The 26228-nt window shown below is 71.6% G+C and carries 24 protein-coding genes and 1 riboswitch; of the genes, 11 read left to right on the plus strand and 13 right to left on the minus strand.

Going from position 1 to position 26228, the window contains the following annotated elements; genetic code table 11:
• The first annotated feature begins 7 nt into the window (after window positions 1–7).
• Together AB0B85_RS07655 and AB0B85_RS07660 are read left to right on the plus strand one after the other, a co-directional pair.
• Window positions 8–745: an ABC transporter permease gene (locus AB0B85_RS07655; protein WP_357404668.1), complete on the plus strand. Its 738-nt coding sequence runs from the start codon at window positions 8–10 to the stop codon at window positions 743–745.
• 96 nt (window positions 746–841) lie between these two features.
• Window positions 842–1606, plus strand: a complete 765-nt coding sequence (locus tag AB0B85_RS07660) for a VOC family protein (protein WP_357404670.1) — start codon at window positions 842–844, stop codon at window positions 1604–1606.
• 217 nt (window positions 1607–1823) lie between these two features.
• Here the strand turns inward: AB0B85_RS07660 and AB0B85_RS07665 are convergent, their stop codons facing one another.
• The 4 genes from AB0B85_RS07665 to AB0B85_RS07680 form a co-directional block, all read right to left on the minus strand.
• Window positions 1824–2684: an ABC transporter ATP-binding protein gene (locus AB0B85_RS07665; protein WP_357404672.1), complete on the minus strand. Its 861-nt coding sequence runs from the start codon at window positions 2682–2684 to the stop codon at window positions 1824–1826.
• Window positions 2681–3709: an iron ABC transporter permease gene (locus tag AB0B85_RS07670; RefSeq protein WP_357404921.1), complete on the minus strand. Its 1029-nt coding sequence runs from the start codon at window positions 3707–3709 to the stop codon at window positions 2681–2683. Before AB0B85_RS07670 ends, AB0B85_RS07665 begins: the two co-directional genes overlap by 4 nt.
• Window positions 3710–3893: 184 nt before the next feature.
• Entirely contained in the window at window positions 3894–4823 is a 930-nt protein-coding gene (locus tag AB0B85_RS07675) for an ABC transporter substrate-binding protein (RefSeq protein WP_357404674.1), read from the minus strand.
• Between the two features lie 112 nt (window positions 4824–4935).
• Window positions 4936–5000: riboswitch (cobalamin riboswitch) on the minus strand.
• Window positions 5001–5178: 178 nt separating this feature from the next.
• The gene (locus AB0B85_RS07680) at window positions 5179–7056 is read right to left on the minus strand and encodes a M14 family metallopeptidase (RefSeq protein ID WP_357404676.1); all 1878 of its coding nucleotides are present in this window, start codon (window positions 7054–7056) and stop codon (window positions 5179–5181) included.
• 212 nt (window positions 7057–7268) lie between these two features.
• On the opposite strand from AB0B85_RS07680, the gene AB0B85_RS07685 reads away from it, so the two are divergent.
• Window positions 7269–8606: a C39 family peptidase gene (locus AB0B85_RS07685; protein ID WP_357404678.1), complete on the plus strand. Its 1338-nt coding sequence runs from the start codon at window positions 7269–7271 to the stop codon at window positions 8604–8606.
• A gap of 89 nt (window positions 8607–8695) precedes the next feature.
• On the opposite strand, the gene AB0B85_RS07690 is transcribed toward AB0B85_RS07685, so the two are convergent.
• The 3 genes from AB0B85_RS07690 to mqnE all read right to left on the minus strand — a co-directional run bounded on the left by AB0B85_RS07690 (window position 8696) and on the right by mqnE (window position 10711).
• Window positions 8696–9007, minus strand: coding sequence for a DUF4229 domain-containing protein (locus AB0B85_RS07690; protein WP_357404680.1), 312 nt, complete (start codon window positions 9005–9007; stop codon window positions 8696–8698).
• Window positions 9008–9080: 73 nt separating this feature from the next.
• Window positions 9081–9518, minus strand: a complete 438-nt coding sequence (locus tag AB0B85_RS07695; protein ID WP_357404682.1) for a hypothetical protein — start codon at window positions 9516–9518, stop codon at window positions 9081–9083.
• Window positions 9519–9541: 23 nt separating this feature from the next.
• Window positions 9542–10711: an aminofutalosine synthase MqnE gene (mqnE, locus tag AB0B85_RS07700; RefSeq protein ID WP_357404684.1), complete on the minus strand. Its 1170-nt coding sequence runs from the start codon at window positions 10709–10711 to the stop codon at window positions 9542–9544.
• Window positions 10712–10949: 238 nt separating this feature from the next.
• On the opposite strand from mqnE, the gene AB0B85_RS07705 reads away from it, so the two are divergent.
• From AB0B85_RS07705 to AB0B85_RS07720, 4 genes are all read left to right on the plus strand, one after another.
• Window positions 10950–12527: an NlpC/P60 family protein gene (locus AB0B85_RS07705; RefSeq protein ID WP_357404686.1), complete on the plus strand. Its 1578-nt coding sequence runs from the start codon at window positions 10950–10952 to the stop codon at window positions 12525–12527.
• Between the two features lie 96 nt (window positions 12528–12623).
• Window positions 12624–14477 carry a hypothetical protein gene (locus tag AB0B85_RS07710; protein WP_357404688.1) on the plus strand — a complete coding sequence of 618 codons (1854 nt, stop codon included), beginning with the start codon at window positions 12624–12626 and terminating at the stop codon, window positions 14475–14477.
• A gap of 364 nt (window positions 14478–14841) precedes the next feature.
• Window positions 14842–16695, plus strand: a complete 1854-nt coding sequence (locus AB0B85_RS07715; RefSeq protein ID WP_357404923.1) for a DEAD/DEAH box helicase — start codon at window positions 14842–14844, stop codon at window positions 16693–16695.
• Between the two features lie 107 nt (window positions 16696–16802).
• Window positions 16803–17423 carry a putative glycolipid-binding domain-containing protein gene (locus tag AB0B85_RS07720; RefSeq protein WP_357404925.1) on the plus strand — a complete coding sequence of 207 codons (621 nt, stop codon included), beginning with the start codon at window positions 16803–16805 and terminating at the stop codon, window positions 17421–17423.
• A gap of 15 nt (window positions 17424–17438) precedes the next feature.
• Here the strand turns inward: AB0B85_RS07720 and AB0B85_RS07725 are convergent, their stop codons facing one another.
• The 3 genes from AB0B85_RS07725 to AB0B85_RS07735 are packed head-to-tail and all read right to left on the minus strand — an operon-like array spanning window position 17439 to window position 19902.
• Window positions 17439–18530, minus strand: a complete 1092-nt coding sequence (locus AB0B85_RS07725; RefSeq protein ID WP_357404690.1) for a PLP-dependent cysteine synthase family protein — start codon at window positions 18528–18530, stop codon at window positions 17439–17441.
• A 32-nt stretch (window positions 18531–18562) separates the two neighbouring features.
• Window positions 18563–19393, minus strand: a complete 831-nt coding sequence (locus AB0B85_RS07730; protein ID WP_357404692.1) for an SDR family oxidoreductase — start codon at window positions 19391–19393, stop codon at window positions 18563–18565.
• Window positions 19394–19443: 50 nt separating this feature from the next.
• Window positions 19444–19902, minus strand: coding sequence for an Lrp/AsnC family transcriptional regulator (locus tag AB0B85_RS07735; RefSeq protein WP_357404694.1), 459 nt, complete (start codon window positions 19900–19902; stop codon window positions 19444–19446).
• A 269-nt stretch (window positions 19903–20171) separates the two neighbouring features.
• Here AB0B85_RS07735 and AB0B85_RS07740 point away from each other — a divergent pair, with 269 nt between their 5' ends.
• Window positions 20172–20438: a BldC family transcriptional regulator gene (locus tag AB0B85_RS07740; RefSeq protein WP_007454516.1), complete on the plus strand. Its 267-nt coding sequence runs from the start codon at window positions 20172–20174 to the stop codon at window positions 20436–20438.
• A gap of 103 nt (window positions 20439–20541) precedes the next feature.
• On the opposite strand, the gene AB0B85_RS07745 is transcribed toward AB0B85_RS07740, so the two are convergent.
• Entirely contained in the window at window positions 20542–21171 is a 630-nt protein-coding gene (locus AB0B85_RS07745) for a UbiX family flavin prenyltransferase (protein WP_357404696.1), read from the minus strand.
• Between the two features lie 151 nt (window positions 21172–21322).
• Here AB0B85_RS07745 and AB0B85_RS07750 point away from each other — a divergent pair, with 151 nt between their 5' ends.
• A complete protein-coding gene (locus AB0B85_RS07750; protein WP_357404698.1) occupies window positions 21323–22306 on the plus strand; it encodes a terpene synthase family protein in 984 nt (327 codons plus the stop codon).
• Here the strand turns inward: AB0B85_RS07750 and mqnP are convergent.
• Window positions 22295–23206 carry a menaquinone biosynthesis prenyltransferase MqnP gene (mqnP, locus tag AB0B85_RS07755; protein WP_357404700.1) on the minus strand — a complete coding sequence of 304 codons (912 nt, stop codon included), beginning with the start codon at window positions 23204–23206 and terminating at the stop codon, window positions 22295–22297. The genes AB0B85_RS07750 and mqnP overlap by 12 nt on opposite strands.
• Entirely contained in the window at window positions 23206–24666 is a 1461-nt protein-coding gene (locus tag AB0B85_RS07760; RefSeq protein WP_357404702.1) for a menaquinone biosynthesis decarboxylase, read from the minus strand. Before AB0B85_RS07760 ends, mqnP begins: the two co-directional genes overlap by 1 nt.
• Before the next feature lie 304 nt (window positions 24667–24970).
• Between AB0B85_RS07760 and AB0B85_RS07765 the strand changes: the two genes are divergently transcribed.
• Both AB0B85_RS07765 and AB0B85_RS07770 read left to right on the plus strand, forming a co-directional pair.
• Window positions 24971–25846 carry an alpha/beta hydrolase gene (locus AB0B85_RS07765; protein WP_357404704.1) on the plus strand — a complete coding sequence of 292 codons (876 nt, stop codon included), beginning with the start codon at window positions 24971–24973 and terminating at the stop codon, window positions 25844–25846.
• A gap of 157 nt (window positions 25847–26003) precedes the next feature.
• Window positions 26004–26219, plus strand: coding sequence for a hypothetical protein (locus tag AB0B85_RS07770; RefSeq protein ID WP_357404706.1), 216 nt, complete (start codon window positions 26004–26006; stop codon window positions 26217–26219).
• Window positions 26220–26228 lie beyond the last annotated feature (9 nt).

Below are 26228 nucleotides of genomic sequence, written 5' to 3' on the forward strand. Positions count from 1 at the left end.
GGCCACCGTGCAGCTCGCCCTGGTCCACGCCCGCTACCAACTCCTGGAGATCATCCGGATCCCGGTGGCCGTTGTCGGCAGCGCCTTCTTCCCGGCCGCCGCCATGATCTTCTTCGTGGTGCCGTTCGCCGGCGACGACTCGGCCGGTGCCACCTTCGCCACCGCGTCGATGGTCACCTTCTCGGTGATGAGCGCCAACATCTTCCAGTACGGGGTCGGCGTCGCCGAGGACCGCGACCAGCCGTGGAACCCGTACACCCGGACCCTGCCGGCCGGGTCGGCGCCCCGCTTCGCCGGCCGGGTGCTTGCCGGTCTGGCACTCACGTACCTCTCACTGATTCCGGTGGTGGTCATCGGCGCGACGCTCACCGCGGCCCGGATCACCCCGGCGGCGTTCCTGCTGACCGCCGTCACGGTGGCCGTCATCTCGGTGCCGTTCACGCTGATGGGCCTGGCCATCGGCTACTCGCTGCCGAGCAAGGCCGCGATCGTGGTGGCCCAGGTGGTCTTCCTGCCGCTCGCGTTCGGCGGCGGGCTGCTCTCCGCGCCGGGAGAGGCGCCCGGGTTCATCGAGACGATCGCACCGTTCCTGCCCACCCGGGGGGCGGCCGAACTGATGTGGTCGGCGGTCGGTGACTACCCCGTCGAGCCACTGGCAATGATCATGCTCGGTGTCTGGGTGGTGCTGCTCGCCGCGCTCGCCGCCTGGGCGTACCGACGGGACGAGGGTCGCCGGTTCAGCTGACGATTCGTCCATTTCCGCCCCGCGCCGCAGCGGGACGGTGCCAGGATTCCGGCAGGGGGTCGCCGTGGCCGCCCGGGCCGAGAGGGGTCTTTGACCGTGAGCACCGTCCCGCCGGGTACGCCCTGCTGGGCCGACCTGGCCACCCCCGACCTGACCGACGCGCGGCGCTTCTACCCGGAGCTGTTCGGTTGGACCGGCCGGGTCACCCCGGAGCCCGAGGCGGGCGGCTACACGGTCTTCCTGCTCGACGGCAAGGCGGTCGCCGGGGCCGGACCGCCGGCGATCCCGGACCAGGTGCCCATCTGGTCGACGTACCTCGCCACCGACGACGCCGAACTGGTCGCCGGCCGTGTCGAACGGGCCGGCGGGCAGGTGGTGGTGCCGCCGTTCGAGGTCTTCGACCGAGGCTGGATGGCGGTCTTCGCCGACCCGGCGGGCGCCACGTTCAGCGTCTGGCAGCCACTGACGATGCCCGGCGCCGAGGTGTTCAACGTGCCGGGCGCGATGAGCTGGAACGAGTTGGTCACCCCCGACCCCGAGGGCGCGAAGGTCTTCTACGAGTTGGTGTTCGGCTGGCAGCCCGACGACCAGGCGGTGGGCGGGATGACGTACACCGGGTGGCGGCTCGGGACGCAGATCGTCGCCGGGATGATGCCGCCGTTGGCCGACGACTTTCCGGCTGACCTACCCGCCTACTGGACCGTGTACTTCGCGGTGACCGACGCGGACGCCGCCGCGGCCCGCGCTGCCGAGCTGGGCGGGACGATCCTCGTGCCACCCCGGAACGTCCCGGCCGGCCGGTTCGCGGCACTGCGCGACCCGCAGGGCGCCCTCTTCTCCGTCATCGACCTGGGCAGCTGACCGGCCCAAACCTGCGCACACCTGGAGACGCCGGGGCAAGATCATGCTCGATGCCGGATGTAGTGGTCAGCGCGCGCCAGGATCGCGCTCGATCCAGGATGCAGTGGTCTCCGCCGGGCAAGATCGCGCTCGATCCACGATGCAGTGGTCTCCGTGCGCTGGTAGGCCACTCGTTCCTGCATCGAGGGCGATCTTGCGTGGCCCCCGCCCTATTCGCTCACCCCCGGGCAGCAGGGCGAGCGGGGCGGACGGGGACCACAAGCGGACCGTGGGTGCCGGGGACGACCCGCACGCTGGCCCGGTAGTGGGTGGCGAGCAGGTGCTCGGTGAGCACCTCGGCCGGGGTTCCGGCGGCCACCACCTTGCCGTCGGCGAGCATGACCATCCGGTCGGCGTACTCGCCGGCCAGGGAGAGGTCGTGCATCGTGGCGAGGACGGTCAGGCAGTGCTCGCGGCGCAACTGGTCGATCAGCTCCAGCACCTCCTGCTGGTGACCGATGTCGAGCGCGCTTGTCGGCTCGTCGAGCAGCAGCAGCGTCGCGCCCTGGGCGAGCGCCCGGGCGAGGAACACCCGCTGCCGTTCGCCCCCGGAGAGGGTGGCCAGTTCGCGGTGCTGGAAGCCGGTCAGGTCCAACCGCGTCAGTACGTCGTACGCGGCGTCGACGTCGGCCGTCGACTCCCGGCCCAGCGCCGGGATGTACGGGGTGCGCCCGAGCAGCACGTAATCAAGCACCGACATGCCGGGCGGCACCACCGGGGACTGCGCCACAGTGGCCACCACCCGGGCGCGGTCCCGGCGGCGCAGGGCGGCGCTCGCCGTACCGAACAGGGTGATCGCCCCTGGCGCGGGCAGCAGGCCGCCGACGGCGCGCAGCAGTGTCGACTTGCCGGCGCCGTTCGGGCCGATCACGGTGACCCATTCGCCGACGGCGACGGTCAGGTCGACGCCGGTAAGGATCGGCGTGCCGGCCAGGCTGACGTGCAGCCCGCGTACCTCGACGGCCGGCAGGTCGCGGTCGGCCGGCCGGGCGCCGGCGGACGCGCCGGCGGACGGGCCGGCGGTGGGTTCGGCGCTCATGTGAGCACCCGGCGGGCGGTTCGCAGCACGAGCACGAAGAACGGGCCGCCAAGTAGTGCGGTCACCACTCCGATCGGCACCTCGGAGGGGGCGGCGGCGGTGCGGGCCACCACGTCGGTAAGCGCCAGGAACGCTCCGCCGAACAGCAGCGACATCGGCAGGATCACCCGGTAGCTCGATCCGGCGAGCAGCCGGACGGTGTGCGGCACGATGATGCCGACGAAGCCGATCAGCCCGGTCGCGGAGACCGCCGCCGCGGTGCCCAGGGAGGCGGCGGCGATCAGCAGGTACCGGGTGCGCTGCGGATGCAGCCCCAGACTCCTCGCCTCGTCGTCACCGACCGCGAGGACGTCCAGCTCCCGCCGGTGCAGCAGCACCACCACTGTGGTCAGCGCGGCGTACGGCAGCACCAGCAGCACGTCGTGCCAACCGGCGGTGGCCAGCCGACCGAGCAGCCAGGAGTAGACCGGCTGGATGGTGTCGGCGTGTCGTTGCAGCAGGTACGTCTGCCCGGCGGAGAGGAACGCGGAGACCGCCACCCCGGCCAGGATCAGCATCGCGGGTGACCCGCGTCGCCCGCCGGCCGCGCCGAGCACGTAGGTCATCGTGACGGCAAGCAGCGATCCGGCGAACGCGGCAAGCGGGATCGTCATCGGCAACCCGGAGAGCGTGCCATCCCGACCGGCGCCGCCGAGGGCGATCGCCGCGGTGACCGCGAGGCCGGCGCCCGCGGCCACCCCGAGCAGGTACGGGTCGGCGAGCGGGTTGCGGAACACACCCTGGTAGCACCCACCGGCCATGGCGAGCAGGCCGCCGACGACCAGGCCCAGCACCACCCGGGGCAGCCGCAGCTCGGTGACGATCGCGATCTCCCGCTCGGTCAGCCCACTGTCCAGGTGCACCCCGGGGATCAGGTTGAGCAGCTCGGCGGCGACGCTGCCCGGGGGCAGGCTCACCGGGCCGAGCGACACCCCGACGACGAGCGCGACGAGCACCGCGAACACCCCGGCGACCAGCCAGCGCATCCGCAGCCCGGCCGGTCGGGCCACCGACGGCAGCCCGGTCGGCCGGGCCACGGAAGACGGCGCTCGACCGGGCACCCCAACCGTCGGCGTTGCAGTGGGCGTGCCCGCCGGTGGGGTCCCGGCCGGCCGAGCGGTTGGTACCGGTTCGGACACCTGTCGTGATCCGCTCACTTGGCCGCGACGCTCACGCGGGCACCTTGGCGACCGCGTCGATGATCACCCGGAGCAGGTCCACGACGCGCGGACCCCACCGGGAGGCGATGTCGTCGTCAAGCGCGACCACCTGGTTGTTCTTGACGGCGGTGAGGCCGGCCCAGCCGCTGCGGGCCTTGACCGTGTCGGCGTTCTGCTGGCAGCACCTGGCGTCGGCCAGGAAGACGAAGTCCGGGTCGGCCTTGACGATGAACTCCTGGGACAACTGCGGGTAGCCGGCGCTCTTGCCGTCCGCGTCGGCCGGGTCGGCGATGTTCGTCAGGCCGGCCTGGCTGTAGAGCGAGCCGATGAAGGTCTTGCTTGTCGCGCTGTACAGCTCGGGACCCAGCTCGTGGAAGTAGGTGAGCTTCTCGGCGCGCTGTGGCAGGTCCTTGACCAGCTTGGCGATGTCGTCCTTCATCCGGGTCACCACGTCGGTGGCCTGGTCGGCGTGTCCGGTAAGCGTGCCCAGCTCGGCGATCTGTTGGTACGAGTCGTCGAGGGTGGTCGCCGCCGGGGTGCGGTAGACCGGGATCTTCAGCGTGGTGAGCTGGTCGACGATCTTGTTGCGGTCGTCGGAGAGCACCACGAGGTCCGGGTTCTTACCGGCGATCGCCTCGGCGTTCGGCTGGAAGGCGGAGAGGTCGGTCTTCGGCGCGTCGGCCGGATAGGTCGACTGGTCGTCGACGGCGGTCACCTGCGGGCCGGCACCGATCGCGAAGAGCATCTCGGTGGCGCTCGGCGACAGCACGACGATCTTCTCGGGGCGCTTGTCGAGAGTGAGCGCGCCGACCGTCACCGGGTACGCGGCCGCCGCGGTGCCGGCACTGGGCTTGTCGTCGGCCTTCTCGGCGCAGGCGCCGAGGCCGAGCGCGGCGACCGCGAGGGTCGCGGCGAGGAGCCGAGGGGTACGTCTGAACATGGGGGCCTCCTGTCGGTCGAGGAGTGTGGTGCTTCGCCGACAGGGACTTTCGTACGCCCGCCCACGAGGCGCCCTTCCTCGAGAGCGCGTTTCGCGACCGGTCCGCAGGCGACCTGGCTCGTCCCCACCGACGGTGGGGCATCACAGTTGCGGGACAGCGCCGGATTTCGCACCGGCTTCGCTGCGGACTGGTCGCTAAGACGGTAGCGCACCGCGAGGACGTGCCGGATCGATCAAGCTCTGATCGCCGCTTGTCGATCGGCCCGGGCAGCCACCGGGCGGCATATGTCCCGGATCTGCGGGCTCGGGAGCGGGTGGTGGGGCCCCGTCGGGGGCGGAACGGGGCCCCACCCGATCAGGAGGACGTGATGGTGACGTTGTCCACAGCGGCCTCCACGAGACTGGCTCCGGAGGCGTCCGCCGCCTCAACGAGGATGCGGACCGACTGGCCGGCGTACGGGCTGAGGTTGAGGTTGGCCACCGCCCAACTGCCGTTGCGGTTGGTCGCCGCGCCGGCCTGGGTGAGCAGCGCTGTGGTGCCGCCGTTGTGCACCACGCTCACCCGCAGGTAGTCCGCCGACGAGGCGTTCGACCCGTGTGCCAGGTACCAGGCCAGGGAGAGGGTGAGCGTCCCGGACGAGGGCAGGGTCACCGCCGGGGACCGGGCGCTCGTCACGCCGCCGTCGAGGTCGTAGTCACCGGCTGCCGAGCCGGCGAGCCGGCCGGTGACCAGGTCGTTGGACCCGGCGTACGGGGTGAGCTGCTTGGCACCGGAGGACGTGGTCGCCTGGGCGGCACCCCTCTCGAACGCGCCGAGGGTGGCGGTGTCGGTGCCGGACGGGTTGATGGTCCAACCGGTGGCGGTCTCGAAGGTGTCCGACCAGACAGTGGTGCCGCCACCACCGCCGCAGTACTGCGCCTGCTTGCCGATCGCCCGGTACGGGCAGTCGGCGTACTCACTGAGCAGCAGCACGGCCTCGCGGTTACGGGTGGTCTGCGCAGTGATCACCTCGTCCGGCGGGTAGAAGCCGCCGCCACCGGACGAGCCGGGGTACATCTCGAAGGTGTACGCCCAGATGTTGTGGGTGGCCCACATCCAGTCGAGGCTGTCCCCGTCGGTGATGTAGAGGTCGCTCGACTGCTCCGGGGTGTAGCTGTTGGTGGCTGCCATCTGCTGACCGATGGTGGCGAAGGTGTTGTACTGGTCGGCGCTCATCCCGGTCGCGGTGTTCGCCGTGGTGTAGCCGTACGGCCAGAGCACCAACTGCGAGTACGTGTGGAAGTCGATGTTCGCCTTGATCTGCTGCACACCGCTGACCACCCGGCCGTTGACGAAGTTGCGCAGTGCCTGCGTCTCGGGGGCGGAGAACGCCGACGGGCCGCGGTAGGTCTCCGACGAGGTGCTGCCGGACGAGCCGCCGCAGCAGCCCCAGTTGTAGCCCCAGTTGCGGTTCAGGTCGGTGCCGACGTTCGACGAACCGCTGTTGGGCTGCCGGTTCTTGCGCCAGGACCGGTACGAGCCGGTGGCGATGTCGTATTCGCTGCCGTCCGGGTTGACCGTCGGCACGATCCAGATCTCCCGGCTGTTGACGATGCCTGTGATCCGGGAGTCGTTGCCGTAGCTGTCGGTGAAGAGGTTGAGCAGGTAGATCGCCATCTCGACGGTCAGGTGCTCGCGGGCGTGCTGCTGGGAGTTGAACAGGATCTCCGGTTCGCTCTCGTCGGTGCCGACGTTGTCGGAGATCTTCACCGCCATCAGGTCGCGGCCCTCGTACGACGAACCGATGCTGATCTTGCGGGCGATCGCCGGATGGTCGGCGACCACCTGGTTCACGACGGCCGTCAGTTCGGCGTAGTCGTGGTAGTTGGAGTCGGCGGGCGGGAAGGCCGTGGTGCCGATCTCGCCGGCGCCGCGCTCGGCGTTGGGCGGTGGCGCCAGGGGTTCGAGCCGAAAGCCGAGCTTGCTGATCGCGGCGGCCTCACCGGCGGTGGCCGAGATGTGCAGGACGCCGTGTTCGGAGTAGTCGATGGCGGCGCCGGTGCGGGCCACCGCGTTGCGGTCGGCGAGGGTGCGGGGCCCGAGCACCCGGTAGGCGGCGGCGACCGGCTCGGTGCTGCGGTCGGGTGCCGGTCGGGCGGCGACCGGCCCGGCGGCGACGGTGACGAGTCCCAGCCCGGTGACGACGGCGAGCACCAGGACGCGGCGGAGGGGGATGGGCGTGCGGAGGGCCATGGACTACCTCCTCGATGGGCGGGAGATCCCGCTCGGTGAAGAACACTTCACCATCCGTCACATGGTCATATCAACATTGATCGTTGCTTGGTCCATCCCAGGCGGATCATCGTGGCGGCAATGATTTTCCATGCGTCAACGTCTGGCGAAACTTCCTTCCGAACGGAAAGCTGACAGGCGACGATGCCCCTCTCGACCCCCGCGGAGCACTCATGGCCAGATCCCGCTTGCGCGCGGGCGCCCTCGCCGGCGTCACCGCGCTCACCCTGCTCGCCACCACCGCGCCCGCGATGGCCGGCCGCCCACCCACCGCCGACCACGACGAGCAGATCACCTTCCAGGACTGGTCCGGGCCCGCCGACTGGCACCGGGGCAGCCGGGCCGGCACCCGCGTGCTGCCCGGCGCCCGGGCGGGACTCACCCTGGACCGCCCGGCCGGCACCACCGAATACACCGACCCCCACACCGGCAGCACCCGCACCTGGGAGTACGGCACCTGGACCTCACCGGAGACCCGGATCGGCTTCGACGCCACCGAACTGATCGCGTCATGGAACGCGGAGACCCCCGCCGGCACCTGGATCCAGGTGGAGATGCAGGGCGGCTACACGAGCGGTGACCGCACCCCGTGGTACGTCATGGGTCGCTGGGCGTCCGGCGACACCGACATCAAGCGGACCAGCGTCGAACCGCAGGGTGACCCCTGGTCGACGATCTGGACCGACACCTTCAGCATCGACGACGCCGACGCCGGGGTGCTGCTGCGGTCGTACCAGCTGCGGCTGACCCTCTACCGGGCACCCGGGCAGACCGCCGCACCGGTGGTCCGGATGGTCGGCGCGATGAGTTCGACGGTGCCGGATCGCTTCACCGTGCCGCCCAGCGCCGGGCACATCGCCTGGGGCGTCGAGTTGCCGGTGCCGCGTTACTCGCAGAACGTGCACGCCGGGCACTACCCCGAGTACGACGGCGGCGGCGAGGCGTGGTGCTCGCCCACCTCCACCGAGATGGTGGTCGAGTACTGGGGTCGCAAACCGTCGGCGGCCGACACCTCCTGGGTGGACCCGACCTACCCCGACCCGACGGTGAACCACGCCGCCCGGATGACGTTCGACTACGCGTACGACGGGGCCGGCAACTGGCCGTTCAACACCGCGTACGCGGCGAGCTTCCCCGGACTGGAGGGTCGGGTGACCCGACTGCACTCACTCGACGATCTGGAGCGTTTCATCGCCGCCGGCATTCCCGTCGTGACCAGCCAGTCCTTCCTCGCCAGCGAGCTGGACGGGGCGAACTACGGCACCTCCGGGCACCTCTTCGTGGTGGTCGGCTTCACCGCCGACGGCGACGTGATCGTCAACGACCCCGCCTCGTCGAGCAACGAGGTGGTGCGCAACGTCTACAAGCGCACGCAGTTCGAGCAGATCTGGCTGCGGACCAAGCGCACGAACGCCAGCGGAGGCACCTCCGGCGGCTCCGGCGGCATCGCCTACCTGATCAAGCCCACCTCGAAGCCCTGGCCCAAGACCCCCACCTCCACCACCTGGTAACCCACACCCCCACCCCACCCCCACCCCCAGCTGCGTCGATCATGAATTATTGCCCGTTCACTCGGCGTGTCGTGGCAATAACTTCATGATCAACGCGGGGAGTCGGGGTTTTGGGGGTTGGGGGGCGGGGTGGGGGCGCTGGGCGGGGTGGAGGGCTGGTCTTCGCCGGCTAGGGCGGAGCGGAGGCGTTCCTTTTCGGCCCGGCGGCGCTCGGTGGCGTCGGCCATCTCTCCAGCCATCTCGTCGCGCCAGCCGCGCAGCAGGAAGAAGGAGAGCGCGGCGGAGAAGACCAACGCCAACATCAGCTTCAGGAACACGTTCATGTCGATCAGCCAGAGACCGGCCAGCACGGCGACGAACAGCCCGATCCGGCCCAGCGTGTACTTGAGCGCGGCGCTCACCTGCACCACTCCGTTCTCTCCGTCGCCCACCGGTGCCGGCGGGACAGTCGATCCGCCCGACGGGCGGCCCCGGTCAGCCGGTCCGGCGGGTAAGCCAGCGGACACCCGGGAACCAGATCATCGCGTACGCCACGGTGAACGCCCCCGCCGCCAACGTCCCGGAGAGCAGCGTCGGCAGGCCTGCGGCCAGACCGGCGATCAGCAGCCCGACGAACACCCCGACGGCGGCGGCGACCACCGCCGCCACCACCCGGGCCGCGCCGAACGACCAGGCCCGAAAATCGTCCCAGAACAGCCAGGCCGGCAGGATCACTGCCAACCAGCCGTTGGTGTGCCCGAAATCGCCGGCGCCGATCGAGGCGAACGCCCAGTCGAACAGCACCAACGCCAGCGCACCGATCACCAGACCGGCCAGGCAGACCCCGAGCAGATCACCAAGGGTACGAACGCGCCCCTCGGCGTCCCGGCGGGGAAACCCGCCCTGCTGCTCGGAACCACTCTGCTCGGTCATCGACTGCGAGGGTACGTGGTGGCTCAGGCCCAGACCTGCTGCGGCTGGGCGCGACGCTCAGCCAGCGACGGGGCCTTGTCGTACTCGCGTACCACGTTGTAGCGGGTGTCCCGCTCGACCGGCTGGAAACCAGCGTCCCAGATCAGGTGCAGCAGGTCCTCGCGGTGCATGGTGTTCGGGGTGCCGTACGAGTCGGCGTCGTGCGTGATCTTGTATTCGACGACCGAGCCGTCCAGGTCGTCCACACCGAAGTTCAGCGAGAGCTGGGCCACCGACAGCCCGTGCATCACCCAGAAGTTCTTGACGTGCGGCACGTTGTCGAAGAGCAGCCGGGAGACGGCGAACGTCTTCAGCGACTCGGCCGGCGAGGCCATCGTGGTGCGCGCCTGGATCCGGTTACGGATCTTGCCGTCCGCCGAGTCCACGAAGTCGTGCTGGTAACGCAGCGGGATGAAGACCGCGAAGCCACCCGTCTCGTCCTGCAACTCCCGCAGCCGCAGCACGTGGTCGACCCGGTGCCGGGGCTCCTCGATGTGGCCGTACAGCATGGTTGCCGGGGTCTTCATGCCCTTGCGGTGCGCCAGGGCGTGGATGCGCGACCAGTCCTCCCAGTGGCAGGCATGGTCGACGATGTGCTGCCGGACCTCCCAGTCGAAGATCTCCGCGCCACCGCCGGTCAGCGACTCCAGACCGGCGTCCATCAGCTCGTCGAGGATCTCGTCGGCGCTCAGACCGCTGATCTTCTCGAACCACTGCACCTCGGTCGCCGTGAAGCACTTGAGCTTGACGTTCGGCAGCGCCGACTTCAGCTCACGCAACACCTTGGGGTAGTACCGCCAGGGCAGCGTGGGGTGCAGGCCGTTGACGATGTGCAACTCGGTGAGCTGCTCGTCCTCCATCTCCTTGGCCTTGCGGACCGCCTCGTCGATGCGCATCGTGTACGCGTCCTTCTCGCCCGGCTTGCGCTGGAACGAGCAGTACGCACAGGACGCCGAGCAGACGTTGGTCAGGTTGAGGTGCCGGTTGACGTTGAACATCACCCGCTCACCGTTCAGCTCGGTCCGCTTGTGGTGCGCCAGCCGCCCCAACCAGGTCAGGTCGTCACTCTCGTAGAGGGCGACACCGTCCTCCCGGGTCAGCCGCTCACCGGCGTACACCTTCGCTTCGAGCTCACGCTTGAGTCCGGCGTCCATGGCACGTCCCTTCCACCTGCGGTCGGATCGAGCGTACGTCGAGGGGTCGAGTACGCCGGCGGCACGGTCGGCGACAGCGACCCACTTCACCAGACTCTCAGCCTCCCGTAACCCGACAACGCATCGACATGAGTGGCGAGGTGCGGTAGTAACAAGGTGGGGCGGAACACACACACTGGTACCGTCCCGGCGGCCGCGCCCACCGAGCGCGGCGACGAACGGTTGAACGGGGAGCGGAATGGTCTACAGCGGGCGCGGGCGACGGCAGCGACGACGGAGCCCGGTGATCTCGCCGGTCCTGCGCCCGAAGCTCTGGGCCGCCCTGCTCGGCGCGATCGCCGCCGCCGTGCTGGCCACCCCCGCGTACGCCGACCCGGCAGTGCCCACGACGGTGCCGGACATCGGCGCCCGCCCGCCGGCGATCGGCACGCCCCAACTGCCCGGCGCCCCGCCCTTCGGCGGCGTCCCGTCGTCGCCACCGGTGGGCAGCATCGGCACCGGTCCGCTCGCCGCGCAGATCTACGCCGCGGAAACCCAGGTCGGCACGCTCGGTGAGGCGCTGCTGAGGAGTCGGCAGAAACGCGCAGACGCCCAGGCCCAGCTCGACGCCGCCAGCAAGGTGCTGGCGACCACGCAGGACGCCCTGCTCCGGGCCCAGCAGGACGCCGACGCGGCCGCCGCGGACGCCGTCAAGGCAGACGCCGCGCTGCCGCCCGGCGAGTTCGCCCAGGACCTGCGTGGGCTGAGCCGCCTGCAACAGATCACCCGCGGCGAGAAGGTCGACGGCGGCACCACCGGGGTGACCGGGGCGTTGGCCCGCGCCCGCGCCGATGAACAGGCCGCCTACCAGAAGCACACCGAAGCCAAGAACCTGCTCAGCACCGCCCAGACGGAGTTCACCACGGGCGAGACGGCACTCCGCGCGGCCGAGGCGAGCCTGCTCACGCTGCGCCGCAACAACGCCGCCCAGCTGATCGAGATCGAGCGCCAGCAGGAGGCCGCCGAGCAGCAGTACGGCGCCGGCTACGTCACCAACCAGAACATCAGCGGGATGGCCGCCCACCCCCGGGCCATGGCGGCGGTCCGGTACGCGCTCGCTCAGCTCGGTGACGATTACAGGTGGTCCGAGGAGGGGCCGGACGAGTTCGACTGCTCCGGCCTGATGTGGGCGGCGTACCGGTCCCGGGGTGCCGACTACTTCGACCTGCCACGGGTGTCCCGCGACCAGTACGCCGCCACCCGGAGCCGGACCGTGCCGCAGAGCGCGCTGCTCCCCGGCGACCTGCTCTTCTTCGCCTCCGGCAGCAGTTGGACGACGATCCACCACGTCGCCATGTACATCGGCAACGGCAAGATGGTGCAGGCGCCCACCACCGGCGACGTCGTCAAGATCTCGGTCGTCAGCTGGTCCCGGTTGTACGCAGCGACCCGGGTGATCGGCGCGGTGCCAGCACCGGTCCTGACCGTGCCGACGACCCCGCCGGTCACGCCGCCCACCGTCAAGCCCACCCCGAAGCCGACGCCGACGCCCAAGCCGACGCAGACCACGAAGCCGACGCCCTCGACGACGCCGACCGGGCCGGCCACGCCGACGCCCACCGGCGGCACGACGCCGACGCCCACCGGCGGTGCGACGCCGACGCCGACCGAGAGCGACTCGCCGACCCCGACAGCCACCCCGGACAACACGCCGTCGACGCCGCCCCCGCCTCCCACCAGCGCGCCGGGCAGCACGACGCCGACGAGCACACCGGAGGCCGGCACGAGCGTGACGGGCAGTCGCAGCTCGGCGGGCAGTCCCAGCGCCACTGGCTGATCCGCCACGACCGGCTCCGGCTGTCCGCTCGGGAAGATCTGTGGCACCGTGACAACCAGGCACATCCGACTCGACATCTCGGGTCCGGGTGCGAGCATGGCGCGGAGGGCGGAGATGGCCGAGCAGAGTGATCCGGCGGAGACTGTCGACCCCGTGGTCGTCCAAGCCGACCCGTCCGGGCCGGGCACTGTCGACCCGGCGTCCACCACCGACGCCTCCGCAGCTGCCCGTGCCGCCGGCCCGACCGACGCCGAGGCCGACCCAGCGCCCCCCGCAGCCTCGGACCCGACCTCCGGCACCGGCCCGGCCTCGAACGTGGACCCGGCGGCCACGAAAGCAGCGACCTCGGACGCCAGCCCGACCTCGGACGCCAGCCTGTCCTCGGACGCTGGTCCGGCCTCGGACGCCAGCCCGGCCTCGGACGGAGAGCCGGTCTCGGCCGCCGGTCCGGCGGCCTCGGATGCGTCCCCGGCCTCGGCCGCCGGCCCGGATTCCGACGGCGCCGCCAGCGGTGACGACGCCTCCGTGGACGCCGATCCCACTCCGGACAGCAGCAGTGTCGGCGCTGACGTGCCCGGCCCGGACGCCGGCCAGCCGCTTGTCACCCGCCCCGACGCCAGCCAGCCGGCCCCCACCCACGATCACCCGGGCCCGGCCGCCGCCCCGGTACGGGCCCGCGCCAGCGTCGCGACCGCCGGAGCGCTGCGCAGTGACCTGCCGGCCAGCACCCCGGTGAGCGCAACCACCTACCGCGCTACCGGTTCCGCCGACTCCGCCGGCTCGCCCGGCTCCGTGGATGTCTCGTTGCCGGCGCAGCGGAAAGACTCGACCGCGCCGGCCCGGGCCAGCGCCACGGTTCCCGGCAGCAGTCGGGCCACACCCGGCGCCCTGGGCACTCCGGACACGCGGGGCAGCACGCCCGCCGTATACCGGGGCGGGCCGGCGCGTCCCGAGCCAGCCGACCCGGAACAGGCACCCGAGCCCGCCCGGCCGCCGGCGGCCCCGAAGCCGGAGCCGACACCCACGCCACCCGGCCCTGGGCCGACCCAGCCGGCGCCAGCCGAGCCGGAGCCCGCGCCAACCCCGGGGCCGTACCCGCCCGGCCCGATGCCGACGCCCGGGCCCCGCCCGACGCCGCCACCCGGTCCGGTTCCGCCCGTCCCGGGTCCTCCCATCCCGCCGCCCTCGCCGATGCCGCCCATCCCGGGCCCGCCGGCACCGCCCATCCCGAGCCCGCCCGTGCCGCCACCCGGCCCGCCGGTGCCCGCGCCACCCGGCCCGCCCGGTCCGATGCCGGCACCGCCGTTCCCGCCGCCACCGGCGATGATCGACACGCCCGGGTTACGGGCCAGCGCTGCGGCTTCCGCACCGCCGTCCGGCTGGTCGTCCACCGCCGGGACGGCAAGAACGGCAGCCGACGACGGGTGGGCCGGGACGCCCGTCTCCGCGCCGCCGGTGATCCCCGCGCCCGCCCTGCCGACGTGGCCACCGTCCACCACCGGCACCTCCCGATCGGCCGGGAATGACAGTGGCGATCCAACCCGAGCCGCTGGCGCCGCGCGGACGCCCGGGAATGTCGGCGGGAGCCCGCGCGGGACCACGTCGACGGGCAGGCCTTCGGGTGGTTCTGCCACTCCGGGCGTTACCGGTGCCGGCGGAGGTCGGCACGACGGCGGCTCCGACCTGGCCGGCACCGTCTATGGCAGCGGCGATGGGCCGGGCTTCACCACCATCGCGATACCTGCCAACGCGGTGGAGAATTCCGGGTCGCTGACCGGGCACATCCTGGCCCAGGGCTGGTCGGACACGTCGGCCGAACGATCCCGGAACACCCGGGTGATGATCGTTCTGGCGGCGTCGCTGGGGCTGCTGGTGGCGATCAGCATCATGGTCGTGCTCCTCGCCGGTGACGCGCTCGACGGTCTGGTGGGCAGCGTCCTCAACGGGTGAACACCTGAGGGTGACGATGGTGAGTCCGCCCACTACCGTCCGGCAACCGGCTGGCGGCTTCGCCAGATCGCCGTACACTGGCTGAGATCACTGACCCGGCGCGCGTGGTGTGCGCCCCTGGGCGATCTTGCGGGCGATCCGGCGGCACAGCCGCGGCAGGCCATCGCGAAGATGCGCCCCGCTCGAAAGGCTTTTGTTGACCACCTCTGCTGACCCCAGCACTGTTACGTCCGTTTCCACCTCAGCTGCGACGACCGACACCGGCCGGGAGCAGCCCGTCGCCGCCCCCGGCGAGGCCGGCACCGCCCCTGCCGGGAGCGTCGCCCAGGCGGCCGAGCCCGCGCCGACGGCGACCGTCGATCCGATCAGCTTCGCCGCCCTCGGCCTGCCCGATCAACTGGTCCGCGCCCTGGCCCAGCAGGGCATCACCAGCCCGTTCGAGATCCAGCGGGCCACCGTTCCGGACGCGCTGGCCGGCCGTGACGTGCTGGGCCGCGGGCAGACCGGCTCGGGCAAGACGCTGGCCTTCGGTCTGCCGATGATCGCCCGGCTGGCCAACCGCAACCGGGCCCGGCCGATGCGTCCACGCGCCCTGGTCCTGGTCCCCACCCGCGAGCTGGCCATGCAGGTCAACGACGCGCTGGTGCCACTCGGCAAGTCCGTGGGCATCTTCCTCAAGACCGCCGTCGGCGGCGTCCCGTACGACCGCCAGATCGACGCGCTGCGCCGCGGCGTGGAGATCATCGTGGCCACCCCCGGCCGGCTCGGCGACCTGATCGAGCGGGGCATCTGCCAGCTCGACGACGTCGAGGTCACGGTGCTCGACGAGGCCGACCAGATGGCGGACATGGGATTCCTGCCCGAGGTGACCGACCTGCTGTCGAAGACCCCGGCGAACGGTCAGCGGCTGCTCTTCTCGGCCACTCTCGACGGTGACGTCGACGCGCTCGTCAAGCGCTTCATGACCGATCCGGTGACCCACTCCACGGCACCGTCGACCGCGTCGGTGTCCACCATGGATCACCACATGCTGTTGATTCCGCCGCACGAGAAGTTCCCGGTGGCGGCTTCGATCGCCGCCCGCGACGGCCGGACGATGGTCTTCGCCCGCACCCAACTCGGGGTGGACCGACTGGTCGAGCAACTGGCGGCGGTCGGCGTGCGCGCCGGTGGACTGCACGGCGGCAAGACCCAGCGGATGCGCACCAAGACGCTTGCCGAGTTCCGTGAGGGCCGGATGAACGTGCTTGTCGCCACGGATGTGGCGGCCCGGGGCATCCACGTCGACGGCGTCACCCTGGTGCTGCACGTCGACCCGCCGAAGGACCCCAAGGACTACCTGCACCGCGCGGGGCGCACGGCCCGGGCGGGCGAGTCCGGCGCGGTCGCCACCCTGGTGCTGCCCAAGCAGCGCCGCACCACGCTGGCGATGATGGAGAAGGCCGGCGTCGCGCCGGCCGAGACCCGGGTGCGGGTCGGCGACCAGGCCCTGGCCGAGCTGGTCGGCGCCCGCGAGCCCAGCGGCGTCCCGGTTCGCGTCGAGGCGGAGCCCCGGGGCTTCGGGGACCGCTCCGGCGGCCCCCGTCGCTTCGACGACCGGGACCGGGGCCCGCGCCGGTTCGGCGACCGCACGGGCGGCGAGCGCCGCTACGGCGACCGGCCCACCGGTGAGCGGCGCTTCGGCGACCGTCCACAGGGCGACCGCCAGTACGGCGACCGGCCGACCGGCGAGCGACGTTACGGGGACCGACCGCAGGGCGACCGCCAGTACGGCGACCGCCCGCAGGGCGAGCGACGGTACGGCGACCGGCAGCACAGCGACCGCCCTTCCGGCGAGCGGCGGTACGGCGACCGCCCGGCCGGTGAGCGAGGCTTCGGCGACCGCCCGCAGGGTGAGCGCCGGTACGCCGATCGGGACACCCGGGGTTACGGTGACCGCCCGCAGGGTGAGCGCCGGTTCGGTGACCGGCCGCAGTTCGGCGACCGGGACGGTCGGCCGAGCGGCGAGCGGCGTTTCGGCGACCGTCCGCAGGGCGACCGCCAGTACGGTGACCGGCCGACCGGCGAGCGGCGCTTCGGTGACCGCGACACTCGGGGTGGCTTCCGCCCGGACAGCCGGGTTCGCGACGATCGTCCCCGTGACGACCGGCCCCGCGACGATCGCCCGCGCGACGACCGGCGTGGTTTCGGCGGGCGACCGCCGGCGCGTACCCACTGATCTGACTGTTCCACCGGACGCCGTCGCGGAGTTCCTTCTCCGCGGCGGCGTTCGCGCATGCCCTGCCGAGTTCGGCGCGGTCGCGTAACGTCCGGCTCATGCCGACCATGCCGAAGTCGATCTTCTGGTCCCGCACGGACACCGCCGGCAGCGAGCAGGTGCTGCTCGACGACGGCCGCGGGTTGGCGGCCCGCGGCACCATGCTCGCCGTGGACCCGATCCCCTGGACCGCCCGTTACCAGCTGACCACCGCGCCGGACTGGACCACCACCCGGGTCGAGGTCGAGGCCGAAGGGTTGGGCTGGCTGCGCCGGGTGACGCTGGAGCGGACCACGGACCGGTGGCGGGTGACCACCGCCGAGCAGGGCGACCTGGACGCGGCGCTTGTCGCCGCCGGGCACCCTCGGGCCGGCCTGCCGGGCACGGATGATCCGGACCGGCTTGCCGACGCGTTCGACGTCGACCTGAGCGGCTCGCCGCTGTTCAACACTTTGCCGGTCCACCGGCTGGGGTTGGCCGCCGAGCCGGCCGACCTGGCCCACCGGATCACCGTGGCGTGGGTGCTGCTGCCCGGCCTGGAGGTGGTGTCGGCCGAGCAGATCTACACCGGGCTCGGGCCGGGTCGGGTGCGTTTCGCCAGCGGCACCTTCACCGCCGAGATCGACCTGGACGACAGCGGTTACGTGGTGCGCTACCCCGGGCTGGCCGAGCGGATCGACCCGCGCTGAACGGTGCCGACCGGCTCAGCCGGGCCAGGTGCCGCTGGTCAGGAACCTGTCGAGCGTGGCCAGGTGCGGGGTCAGGTCGAGGCCCTGCGCGGCGACCCAGTCGTCGGAGTAGTAGGTGTCGGCGTACCGGTCACCCGGGTCGCAGATCAGGGTGACCACCGAGCCGGTCCGGCCCTCGGCGAGCATCGTGGCGATCAGGCCGAAGGCACCCCACAGGTTGGTGCCGGTGGAGCCGCCCACGCGGCGCCCGAGCAGCGCCGATCCGGTGCGCATCGCGGCAAGCGACGCCGCGTCCGGCACCTGGACCATCCGGTCCACCACCGAGGGCAGGAAGGACGCCTCCACGGTGGGGCGGCCGATCCCCTCGATCCGGGAACCCTTCCCGGTCCGGACCGACCAGTCGGCGGCCAACCAGGCCGGGTAGAACGCCGAGTTCTCCGGGTCGACCACGCAGAGTTTGGTGGCGAGCCGGCGGTACCGGGCGTACCGGCCGATTGTCGCGCTGGTGCCTCCGGTGCCGGCACCCACCACCACCCAGGCGGGGATCGGGTGCCGCTCCAACTCCAACTGCGCGTAGATCGACTCGGCGATGTTGTTGTTGCCCCGCCAGTCGGTCGCCCGCTCGGCGTAGGTGAACTGGTCCATGAAGTGCCCGCCGGAGTCCTCGGCAAGCCAACGCGCCTCGACCACCACTGTCGCCGGGTCGTCCACCAGGTGACACCGGCCGCCCTGGAACTCGATCTGCGCGATCTTCTCGGGCGAGGTGGAGGAAGGCATCACCGCGATGAACGGCAGCCCGAGCATCCGGGCGAAGTACGCCTCGGACACCGCCGTGGAGCCCGACGACGCTTCGACGACAGTGGTACTCGGCCCGATCCAGCCGTTGCACAGCCCGTAGAGGAACAGCGAGCGGGCCAGGCGGTGCTTCAGTGAGCCGGTGGGGTGCGACGACTCGTCCTTGAGGTAGAGGTCGATCCCCCAGGACCGAGGCAGGGGGAACGGCAGCAGGTGGGTGTCGGCCGAGCGGTTCGCGTCCGCCTCGACGGTGGCGATCGCCGCCGTCACCCAGGCCCGGCTGCCCTCGTCACACCTGTCGAGATGAGTCACGCTCGGAAACGTAGCAAGCAGGCCACTGGTGGTCAGCGCCGGTCCGGGGACGCGGTCCTGCGGCGTTGCCGGCGTTGGCCGGCCCGGCCGGCGGCCCGGACCAGCGGGGTGAGCGCGACGGCCAGTCGGGGCAGTGCGTCCAGCAGGCGCACCTGCGCTCCCCGCCAGCGGGGCAGGCTGACCACCGGGCGGGGCCGGCGGGCCAACCGGACCGCACGGGCGGCCACCCGTTGCGCGGTGAGCATCGACCCGGTGAACGAGGCCACCGCTGCGGGGTCGTCCAGCCGGTCGTGCAGCATCGGGGTCCAGATGCCGTCCGGGCAGAGGCAGGAGACGTGTACCCGCCGGTACCCGGCCATCCGCAGGTCGGCCAGGGTGCCGAGGCTGAACGCCAGCAGGGCGTGCTTGCTCGCCGCGTACACCGTCTCGCCGGGCGCGGCGACCAGCCCGGCCAGCGAGACGACGTTGAGCACGTGGCCGTGGCCCTGCCCGCGCATGATCGCCAGCGCGGCGAGCGTGCCGTTCATGGCGCCGTGGGCGTTGACGTCGAGCATCCGGCGGCGGGTCGCGCCGTCGTGCTCCCAGGACGGACCGGTGCTCAGGATGCCGGCGTTGTTGACCCAGAGGGCGAGGTCACCCCGGCCGGCCGCGATCGCGGCGATGTCGGCGCAGGCGGCCTCGTCCCGGACGTCCAGGACGGCCGACCACCCGCCGAGCGGTGCCGCGGCGGCGCCCACCGCCCTGGCGTCAAGGTCGGTGAGCAGCACCGACCAGCCGTCGTCGTGCAGCGCGGCGGCGATGGCGCGGCCCAGGCCGCCGGCCGCGCCGGTCACCACGGCCACTCGGCGTCCCTGCGGGGTCATCGGCGCACGCTACCGCCGGCCGATCCGGTGACACCAGGGGTACGCGGCGGTCAGGCCGGGTTCGGCCCGACCCGCTGGGGGCGGTTCTCCCATTTGGTGGAGAGTGCGATGGCGGTGCGGGTGGAGGCGACCCCGGGGGTCCGGTTCAACCGCACGATCAACTGCTCCAACTCGGCGATCGTGCCGACCCGCGCCTTCAGCAGGAACGACTCCACCCCGGCCATGAAGTAGCAGGACTCGATCTCGGGCAGTACGCGCAGCGACTCGAGCATGTCGTCGCTGTCGGCGCCGGAGTCCTCGACGATGCCGATCAGCGCGGTGACGCCCAGCCCGATCGCCTCCGGCTCCACGTCGGCGCGGTAGCCGCGGACCACACCGCTGTTCTCCAGCTTGCCGACCCGCTCGTGCACGGCCGGGGCGGAGAGGCCCACCTGCCGGGCCAACTCGGCGTACGACAGGCGGGCGTTGCCGCGCAGCAGGTCGACGAGGCTCAGGTCGATGGCGTCCACGGAGAGTGACCTTAGCCGGTTACGCGTAACGCGACGCCTTCAGCATCCGTTGGACCAAACAGTGAGTAACTGTTAACGAACCGACAGTCAAGGCAGGGGTTGCACCAGTACCATTTACTAACTTCCCACTCAGTGCATTTTTCGCGTTTGGCGGACACGCCAGGTCCCTGGTGCTGTAATTGCCATACGTCCCTCATGACGGCTCTGGGCTCGCACCAGCCGGGGGCAGTGTGTTCAGCCAGGGGCTTCGTCGACGCGAGGAGGGGGCTGTGGACACTGGAGATCGCCTGCTGACACCGGGTGAGGTCGCCGCGCTGTTTCGGGTGGACCCGAAGACTGTGACGAGATGGGCGGCGGCCGGCCGGATAGGAAGCATCCGGACTCCAGGCGGGCATCGCCGGTTTCGGGAATCCGAGGTGCGAGCCCTGCTTGAGGGGGAGGGCATGCTGGACGAAGTGGACGAGGTCGGTAAGCCACGCAACGTGGGGCCGGCCGCATCCACCGGGCCGGGTCCGGCCAACGCCGGCATGTACTGAACTGGTGCGGACTACGCCACGCGGACCGGACGCCAGTCCGGTCCGCGTCCCGCTTCGACCGGATCGGGTCGGGCAGCACGAACACGTGCGCTGAGCCGACAGCTCAGCCCCGGGCCACGCCGAGCTGGCCGGACCACCGCCGGAACAGGCTGTGCGGGACGCCGAGCGCGTCAAGCACCTTGCCGGCCACGAAGTCGACCAACTGCTGCGCGCTGGCCGCCGCACCCGCGCCGTAGAAGCCGGGGCTGGCCGGCAACACCACCGCTCCGGCGTCGTGCAGCGCGATCAGGTGCTCCAGGTGACTGCGGGTCACCGGCGTCTCCCGGGGGACCACCACCACCGGCCGCCGTTCCTTGAGGTTGACCTCGGCGGCGCGCTGCAACAGATCCTTGGACAGCCCGATCGCGATGCCCGCGCAGGCCGCAGTGCTGGCCGGGACCACTGCCATGCCGCGTACCCGGTAGGAGCCGCTGCTGGGCCCGGCGGCCAGGTCGCCGGCCGGCCAGTACCGCACGTCCGCTCCGGTCAGGTCCCGGTCGAGCCAGCCGGCGAGGTCCTCGGCCCAGTGCCCGTCGCGGAACGGTCTTCCGGTCTCGTCGAGCACTGTGAGTCGGGCCGCCCGGGACACGATCAGGTCCACCGACTCGCCCGCGTCGAGCAGCCCGCCGATGACGGCCGCCGCGTACGGCGTGCCGGAGGCCCCCGAGACCCCGACCACCCATGGTTCCCGCATGCCCCCAGCCTGCCCGGTCCAGCCAACCCGCTGGTACGCACCCCCCGAGATTGCCTGTCCGACATGTCCGATGGGTGCATGGGCGTCCCGCCAACCTGACATGCTGCCGCTGGCGATTCGGACCGGACCCATCTCGCACAGGAGGCATCGGGTGACAACCGGCGAGATCCTCTGGGCGCTACGAGCCGACTGCCCGATCCCATCACGGCTCGCACCGCACACCGACCAGGTGCAGGAGTGGCTGCTCGACCTGCTGCCCACGCTCGACCTCCCGCTTGACGACACCGCGCTGCACCGGCTGTCCCGGGGAGCCTTCGCCAGGTACGCCGGGCGGCTCTACCCGGCGGCGACCGAAGCCGACCTGCGGGTGCTGACCGCCCTGTTCACCTGGTTCTTCCTCGTCGACGACGCCTGCGACGGACCGGACCGACTCACCTCGGAGCAGATCCGGGCACTGCGCGACGGCACGCTGGCGGTGCTGCACGACGGGCCGCGATCACCGCACCCCGGGCTGACCGGTCCGCTGCGGCAACTGCTGGTGCTGGCCTGGCGGGAGCCGCACCAGCGGATGCCGGCGCGGTGGCGGCTGCGCTTCGCCAACGCGGTGGCCCGGCACCTCGACGGCACCTGGCAGGAGGCGGTCAACAAGGAGACCGGCCACCGACCCGGCGTCAGCGAGTACGTCGAACTGCGGCGGTCGACGTCGGCGGCGGAGGCGTCGTACCCGCTTGTGGAGTTCGCTTACGGTCGACAGGTGCCCGACCCGGTCTACCATCACCCGCTGCTGCGCGAGATCGCCCACGTCGGCAACGACCTGCTCTCCTGGTACAACGACCTGGCCTCGCTGGATCGGGACCGGGCCACCGCGGGCGGGCACAACCTGGTCCTGGCCATCGAGGGCGAGCTCGGCGTGTCGTCGGCGGAGGCGGTCGAGTTGGCCGCTGGGCGCTGGCGGGAGTCGATGCGGCGCTTCGTCGCGCTGCGGGCCGCGGTGCCGTCGTTCGGCCCGGCGCTCGACGAGGCGGTGAGTGACCATCTCGACGGGGTCGGGTACGCGGTCCGCGGCACCATCGACTGGACCGTGGAGAGCGCCCGTTATCCGGCCGCCACCGTCCAGCCGACCTCAGGGGCGTAGGTCGAGCCGGATCACCAGGTCGAGCAGGGCGAAGACGAACAGCGCGATGCCGACGAAGCCGTTGGCCGTGAAGAACGCGCGGTTGACCTTGCTGAGGTCGGTCGGGGTCACCACCAGGTGCTGGTAGCCGAACGCCACGGCGGTGAGGGCGAGCCCGATCCACCAGAGCCAGCCCAGGCCGATCAGCGCACCGAACCAGATGAACAGCGCGAAGGTCACCACGTGCGCTGCGGTGGAGGCGTGCAGCGCGAAGCGCCGGCCGTAGCGCGCGGGCACGCTGTGCACGCCGATCTCCTTGTCGATCTCGGAGTCCTGGCAGGCGTAGATCAGGTCGAAGCCGCCGATCCACAACCCGACGGCCGCACCGAGCAGCCAGGCCGGCCCGGAGCCGTCCAGGGTGCCGGTGACCGCCAGCCACGCGCCGACCGGGCCGACCGCCTGGGCGATCCCGAGAATGGCGTGCGGCCAGTTGGTGAACCGCTTGGCGTAGGGGTAGACGACGAGCGGCACCACGGCGAGCGGCGCGAGCACCAGGCAGAGCGGGTTGAGCAGGGCTGCCGTGGCGAGGAAGACCACGAGCGCGACGGCCGCGCCGGTCCAGGCCGTCCGCACGCTCACCGCCCCGGTCACCAGTTCCCGGCCGGCGGTACGCGGGTTCCGCGCGTCGATCCGCCGATCGAGGATCCGGTTGGCGGCCATCGCGAACGTCCGCGCGCCGACCATCGCCACGGTGATCAGCAGCAGGTCGAGCCACCGCACGTGCCCGCCGTTGACCTGCATGGCGGTCAGCGCCGACAGGTACGCGAACGGCAGCGCGAACACCGAGTGTTCGATGGCGACGAGCTTGAGGAAGGACTTGACCCGGCCCGGCTTCTCCACCGGTGCGTCGAGGACGGCCATCAGATCCCGTACTCCTTCCAGCGCTTGTCGACAAGGGCCGCGACCTCCGGGGCCATGGTCATCTCCTCCGGCCAGCCGCGGGTGTAGCCCTCGGTGGGCAGCTTGCGGGTCGCGTCGACGCCCGCCTTACCGCCCCAGAACTGCTGGTACGAGGAGTGGTCGAGGTGGTCCACCGGCCCCTCGGTGAGCAGCAGGTCGCGGGCGTAGTCGACGTTGCCGAAGGCCCGGAAGGCGACCTCGTTGTAGTCGTGCACGTCGCAGTCCTCGTCGACGATCACGATCAGCTTGGTCAGCGACATCAGGTGGGCACCCCAGATCGCGTTCATCACCTTCTGCGCGTGCTTCGGGTAGCGCTTGCGGATCGAGACGATCGCGCAGTTGTGGAAGACACCGGCGGCCGGCAGGTCGTAGTCGACGATGTCCGGGATCATGAGCTTGAGCAGCGGCTGGAAGATCCGCTCGGTGGCCTTGCCGAGACCGTGGTCCTCCTGCGGCGGCTTCGAGGTGACGATCGAGTGGTAGACCGGCTTGCGCTGCATGGTCATCGCCTCGATGTGCAGCACCGGGAACGGCTCGACCGGGGTGTAGTAGCCGGTGTGGTCGCCAAACGGACCCTCGGGCAGCCGCTCACCGGGCTCCAGGTAGCCCTCAAGCACGATCTGCGCGTGCGCCGGCACCTGCAACGGCACGGTGAGGCAGTCGACCATCTCCACCCGTTCGCCGCGCAGGAAACCGGCGAACAGGTACTCGTCGATGTCACCGGGCAGCGGGGCGCTTGCCGCGTACGACACGACCGGGTCGCAGCCGATCGCCACCGCGACCGGCAGGCGCTGCCCGAGTCGCTCGGCGACCGCGTGGTGGGCTGTCGAGTCCTTGTGGATCTGCCAGTGCATGCCCAGGGTGTTGCGGCCGTGCTGTTGGAGTCGGTACAGGCCCAGGTTGCGTTTGCCGGTCTCCGGGTGCTTGGTGTGGGTCAGCCCGTAGTTGTGGAAGATCCCGCCGTCGCCGGGCCAGACCTGGAGCCCCGGCAGCCGGTTCAGGTCGACGTCCTCACCCCGGTAGACGACCTCCTGGCAGGGCGCGGTCTTCACCTTGCGCGGCGGCACCGACTTGAGCTGCATGACCTTGCCAAGGCCCTCCCGGATGCCGGACCAGCCGACCGGCAACTCCGGCTTGACGAGCGCGCCGATCCGGGCGCCGATCTCGTCGAGCGACTCGACGCCGAGCGCCATCGCCATCCGCTTCTCGGTGCCGAACAGGTTGATCGCCAACGGCATCTCGCCCCGGGTCGGGCGCTCGAAGAGCAGCGCCGGGCCGCCGGCCCGCACCGTGCGGGTGACCACCTCGCTGATCTCCAGGGTGGGATCGACCGGGACGTCGACCCGGCGCAACTCCCCCGCGCGCTCGAGCGCCGCGAGGAAGTCCTTGAGATCGGTGTACGGGAAGCCACGAGCCGCCATGCCGCCCAGTCTCCCGTACCGACTCCCGCACCACCCACGCCGGGTGCTGTGACACCCGCGACGGCCCGGGTCGGAGCTGCTCCCGGCTCAGCGTCGCCGGGTAACGCGAGCGGCAACCCTGCCGCACCGCCAGCTTCGGCCGGACGGTGCCAAGGTCGACTCGGATCCCATGAAATCGCGCTGTCCCGCGGCCTGGATGCCCCGACTTCACGGAAGTCGGGTGGATCAACGATGACGGCCGCGCCCCGCGAGCATGGCGGGCGGTTGAGCGGGTAGCCGGGCAACCGGCGGATGGGGGGGTGCGATGGGTGCGGAGCGAGTGCCGGCGGGGTTCACCGAGCAGCGGGCGCGGGTCGGTGAGATCACCCTGAACTACGTCCGGGGCGGCAACGGCCCGCCACTGGTGCTGCTGCACGGGTACCCGCAGTGCTGGCACATGTGGCGGCACCTGCTGCCGGAGCTGGGGCGCTCCTTCGACGTGGTCGCACCCGACCTGCGCGGCTTCGGGGGCAGCGACGCCCCGGCCGATGGGTACGACAAGAAGACCGTCGCCGCCGACCTGCACGGCCTGCTCGACCAACTCGGCCTGACCAGCGACCTCCGGCTGGTCGGGCACGACCTGGGCACCATGGTGGCGTACGCGTACGCCGCCGCCCACCCACAGCGGGTGAGTCGGCTGGTGCTCAGCGAGGCGCCGATCCCCGACGAGAGCATCTACACGTTTCCCGCGCTCACCTCGGCCGGGCCGGGGGTGTGGAACTTCGGCTTCTTCACCCTCGGCAACGGGCTTCCGGAGGCGTTGGTGAGCGGGCGGGAGTCACTCTGGGTCGACCTGTTCACCGACGCACTGATGGTGCGCAAGGGCAGCATCGCCGCGCCCGACATCGAGGAGTTCGCCGGTCACCTGCGCGACCCGGCGCACCTGCCGGCCAGCTTCGCCTACTTCCGGGCGTTCGAGCAGGACATCGCGGACAACGCGTCGTACCGGACCACGAAGCTGACCATGCCGGTGCTTGCCGTCGGCGCGGCGGCCAGCCTCGGTGGGCAGGTCGCCGAGCAGGTTCGCCGGTACGCCGACACGGTCCGTGGCGAGGTGATCGAGGACTGCGGGCACTGGCTGTACGAGGAGCACCCGGACAAGATGCTCGCCCTGCTGCGTGACTTCCTCGGAGCGTCCTGAGCGGCGACCCGCCGCCAGTGCCGCTTCGGACTGCGGGTCGCCGCACTCCCAGGACCACGGTGCCGCCAACGGAGGGTGCGTCCGGGTCGGGTCAAGTCTGGCGGGGACATCTCACCGTTCCTGGCGGATCGGCGGTAGGCGCGGCAGGGTGGAGGCCATGTCGGACGCCTTCGTCGTCGGCGACCCGGACGGGTTGTCTCCCCTGCTCGTGACGATTCGCGACGCCATCGCCCGGGAGCTGCACGCCCAACTGGCGCTGCGTGGCGAACGGATCGAGCTGGCCGACCTGCCGGAGGTGTCCTACCAGGTCACGCTGCGCGTGGACGAAACCCTGCGCGGCCGGGCCGGGCTGTCACATCGCCACCGGAGGTAGGACACGCCC

It is taken from the genome of Micromonospora sp. NPDC049044, from assembly GCF_040649215.1.
Lineage (GTDB): Bacteria > Actinomycetota > Actinomycetes > Mycobacteriales > Micromonosporaceae > Micromonospora.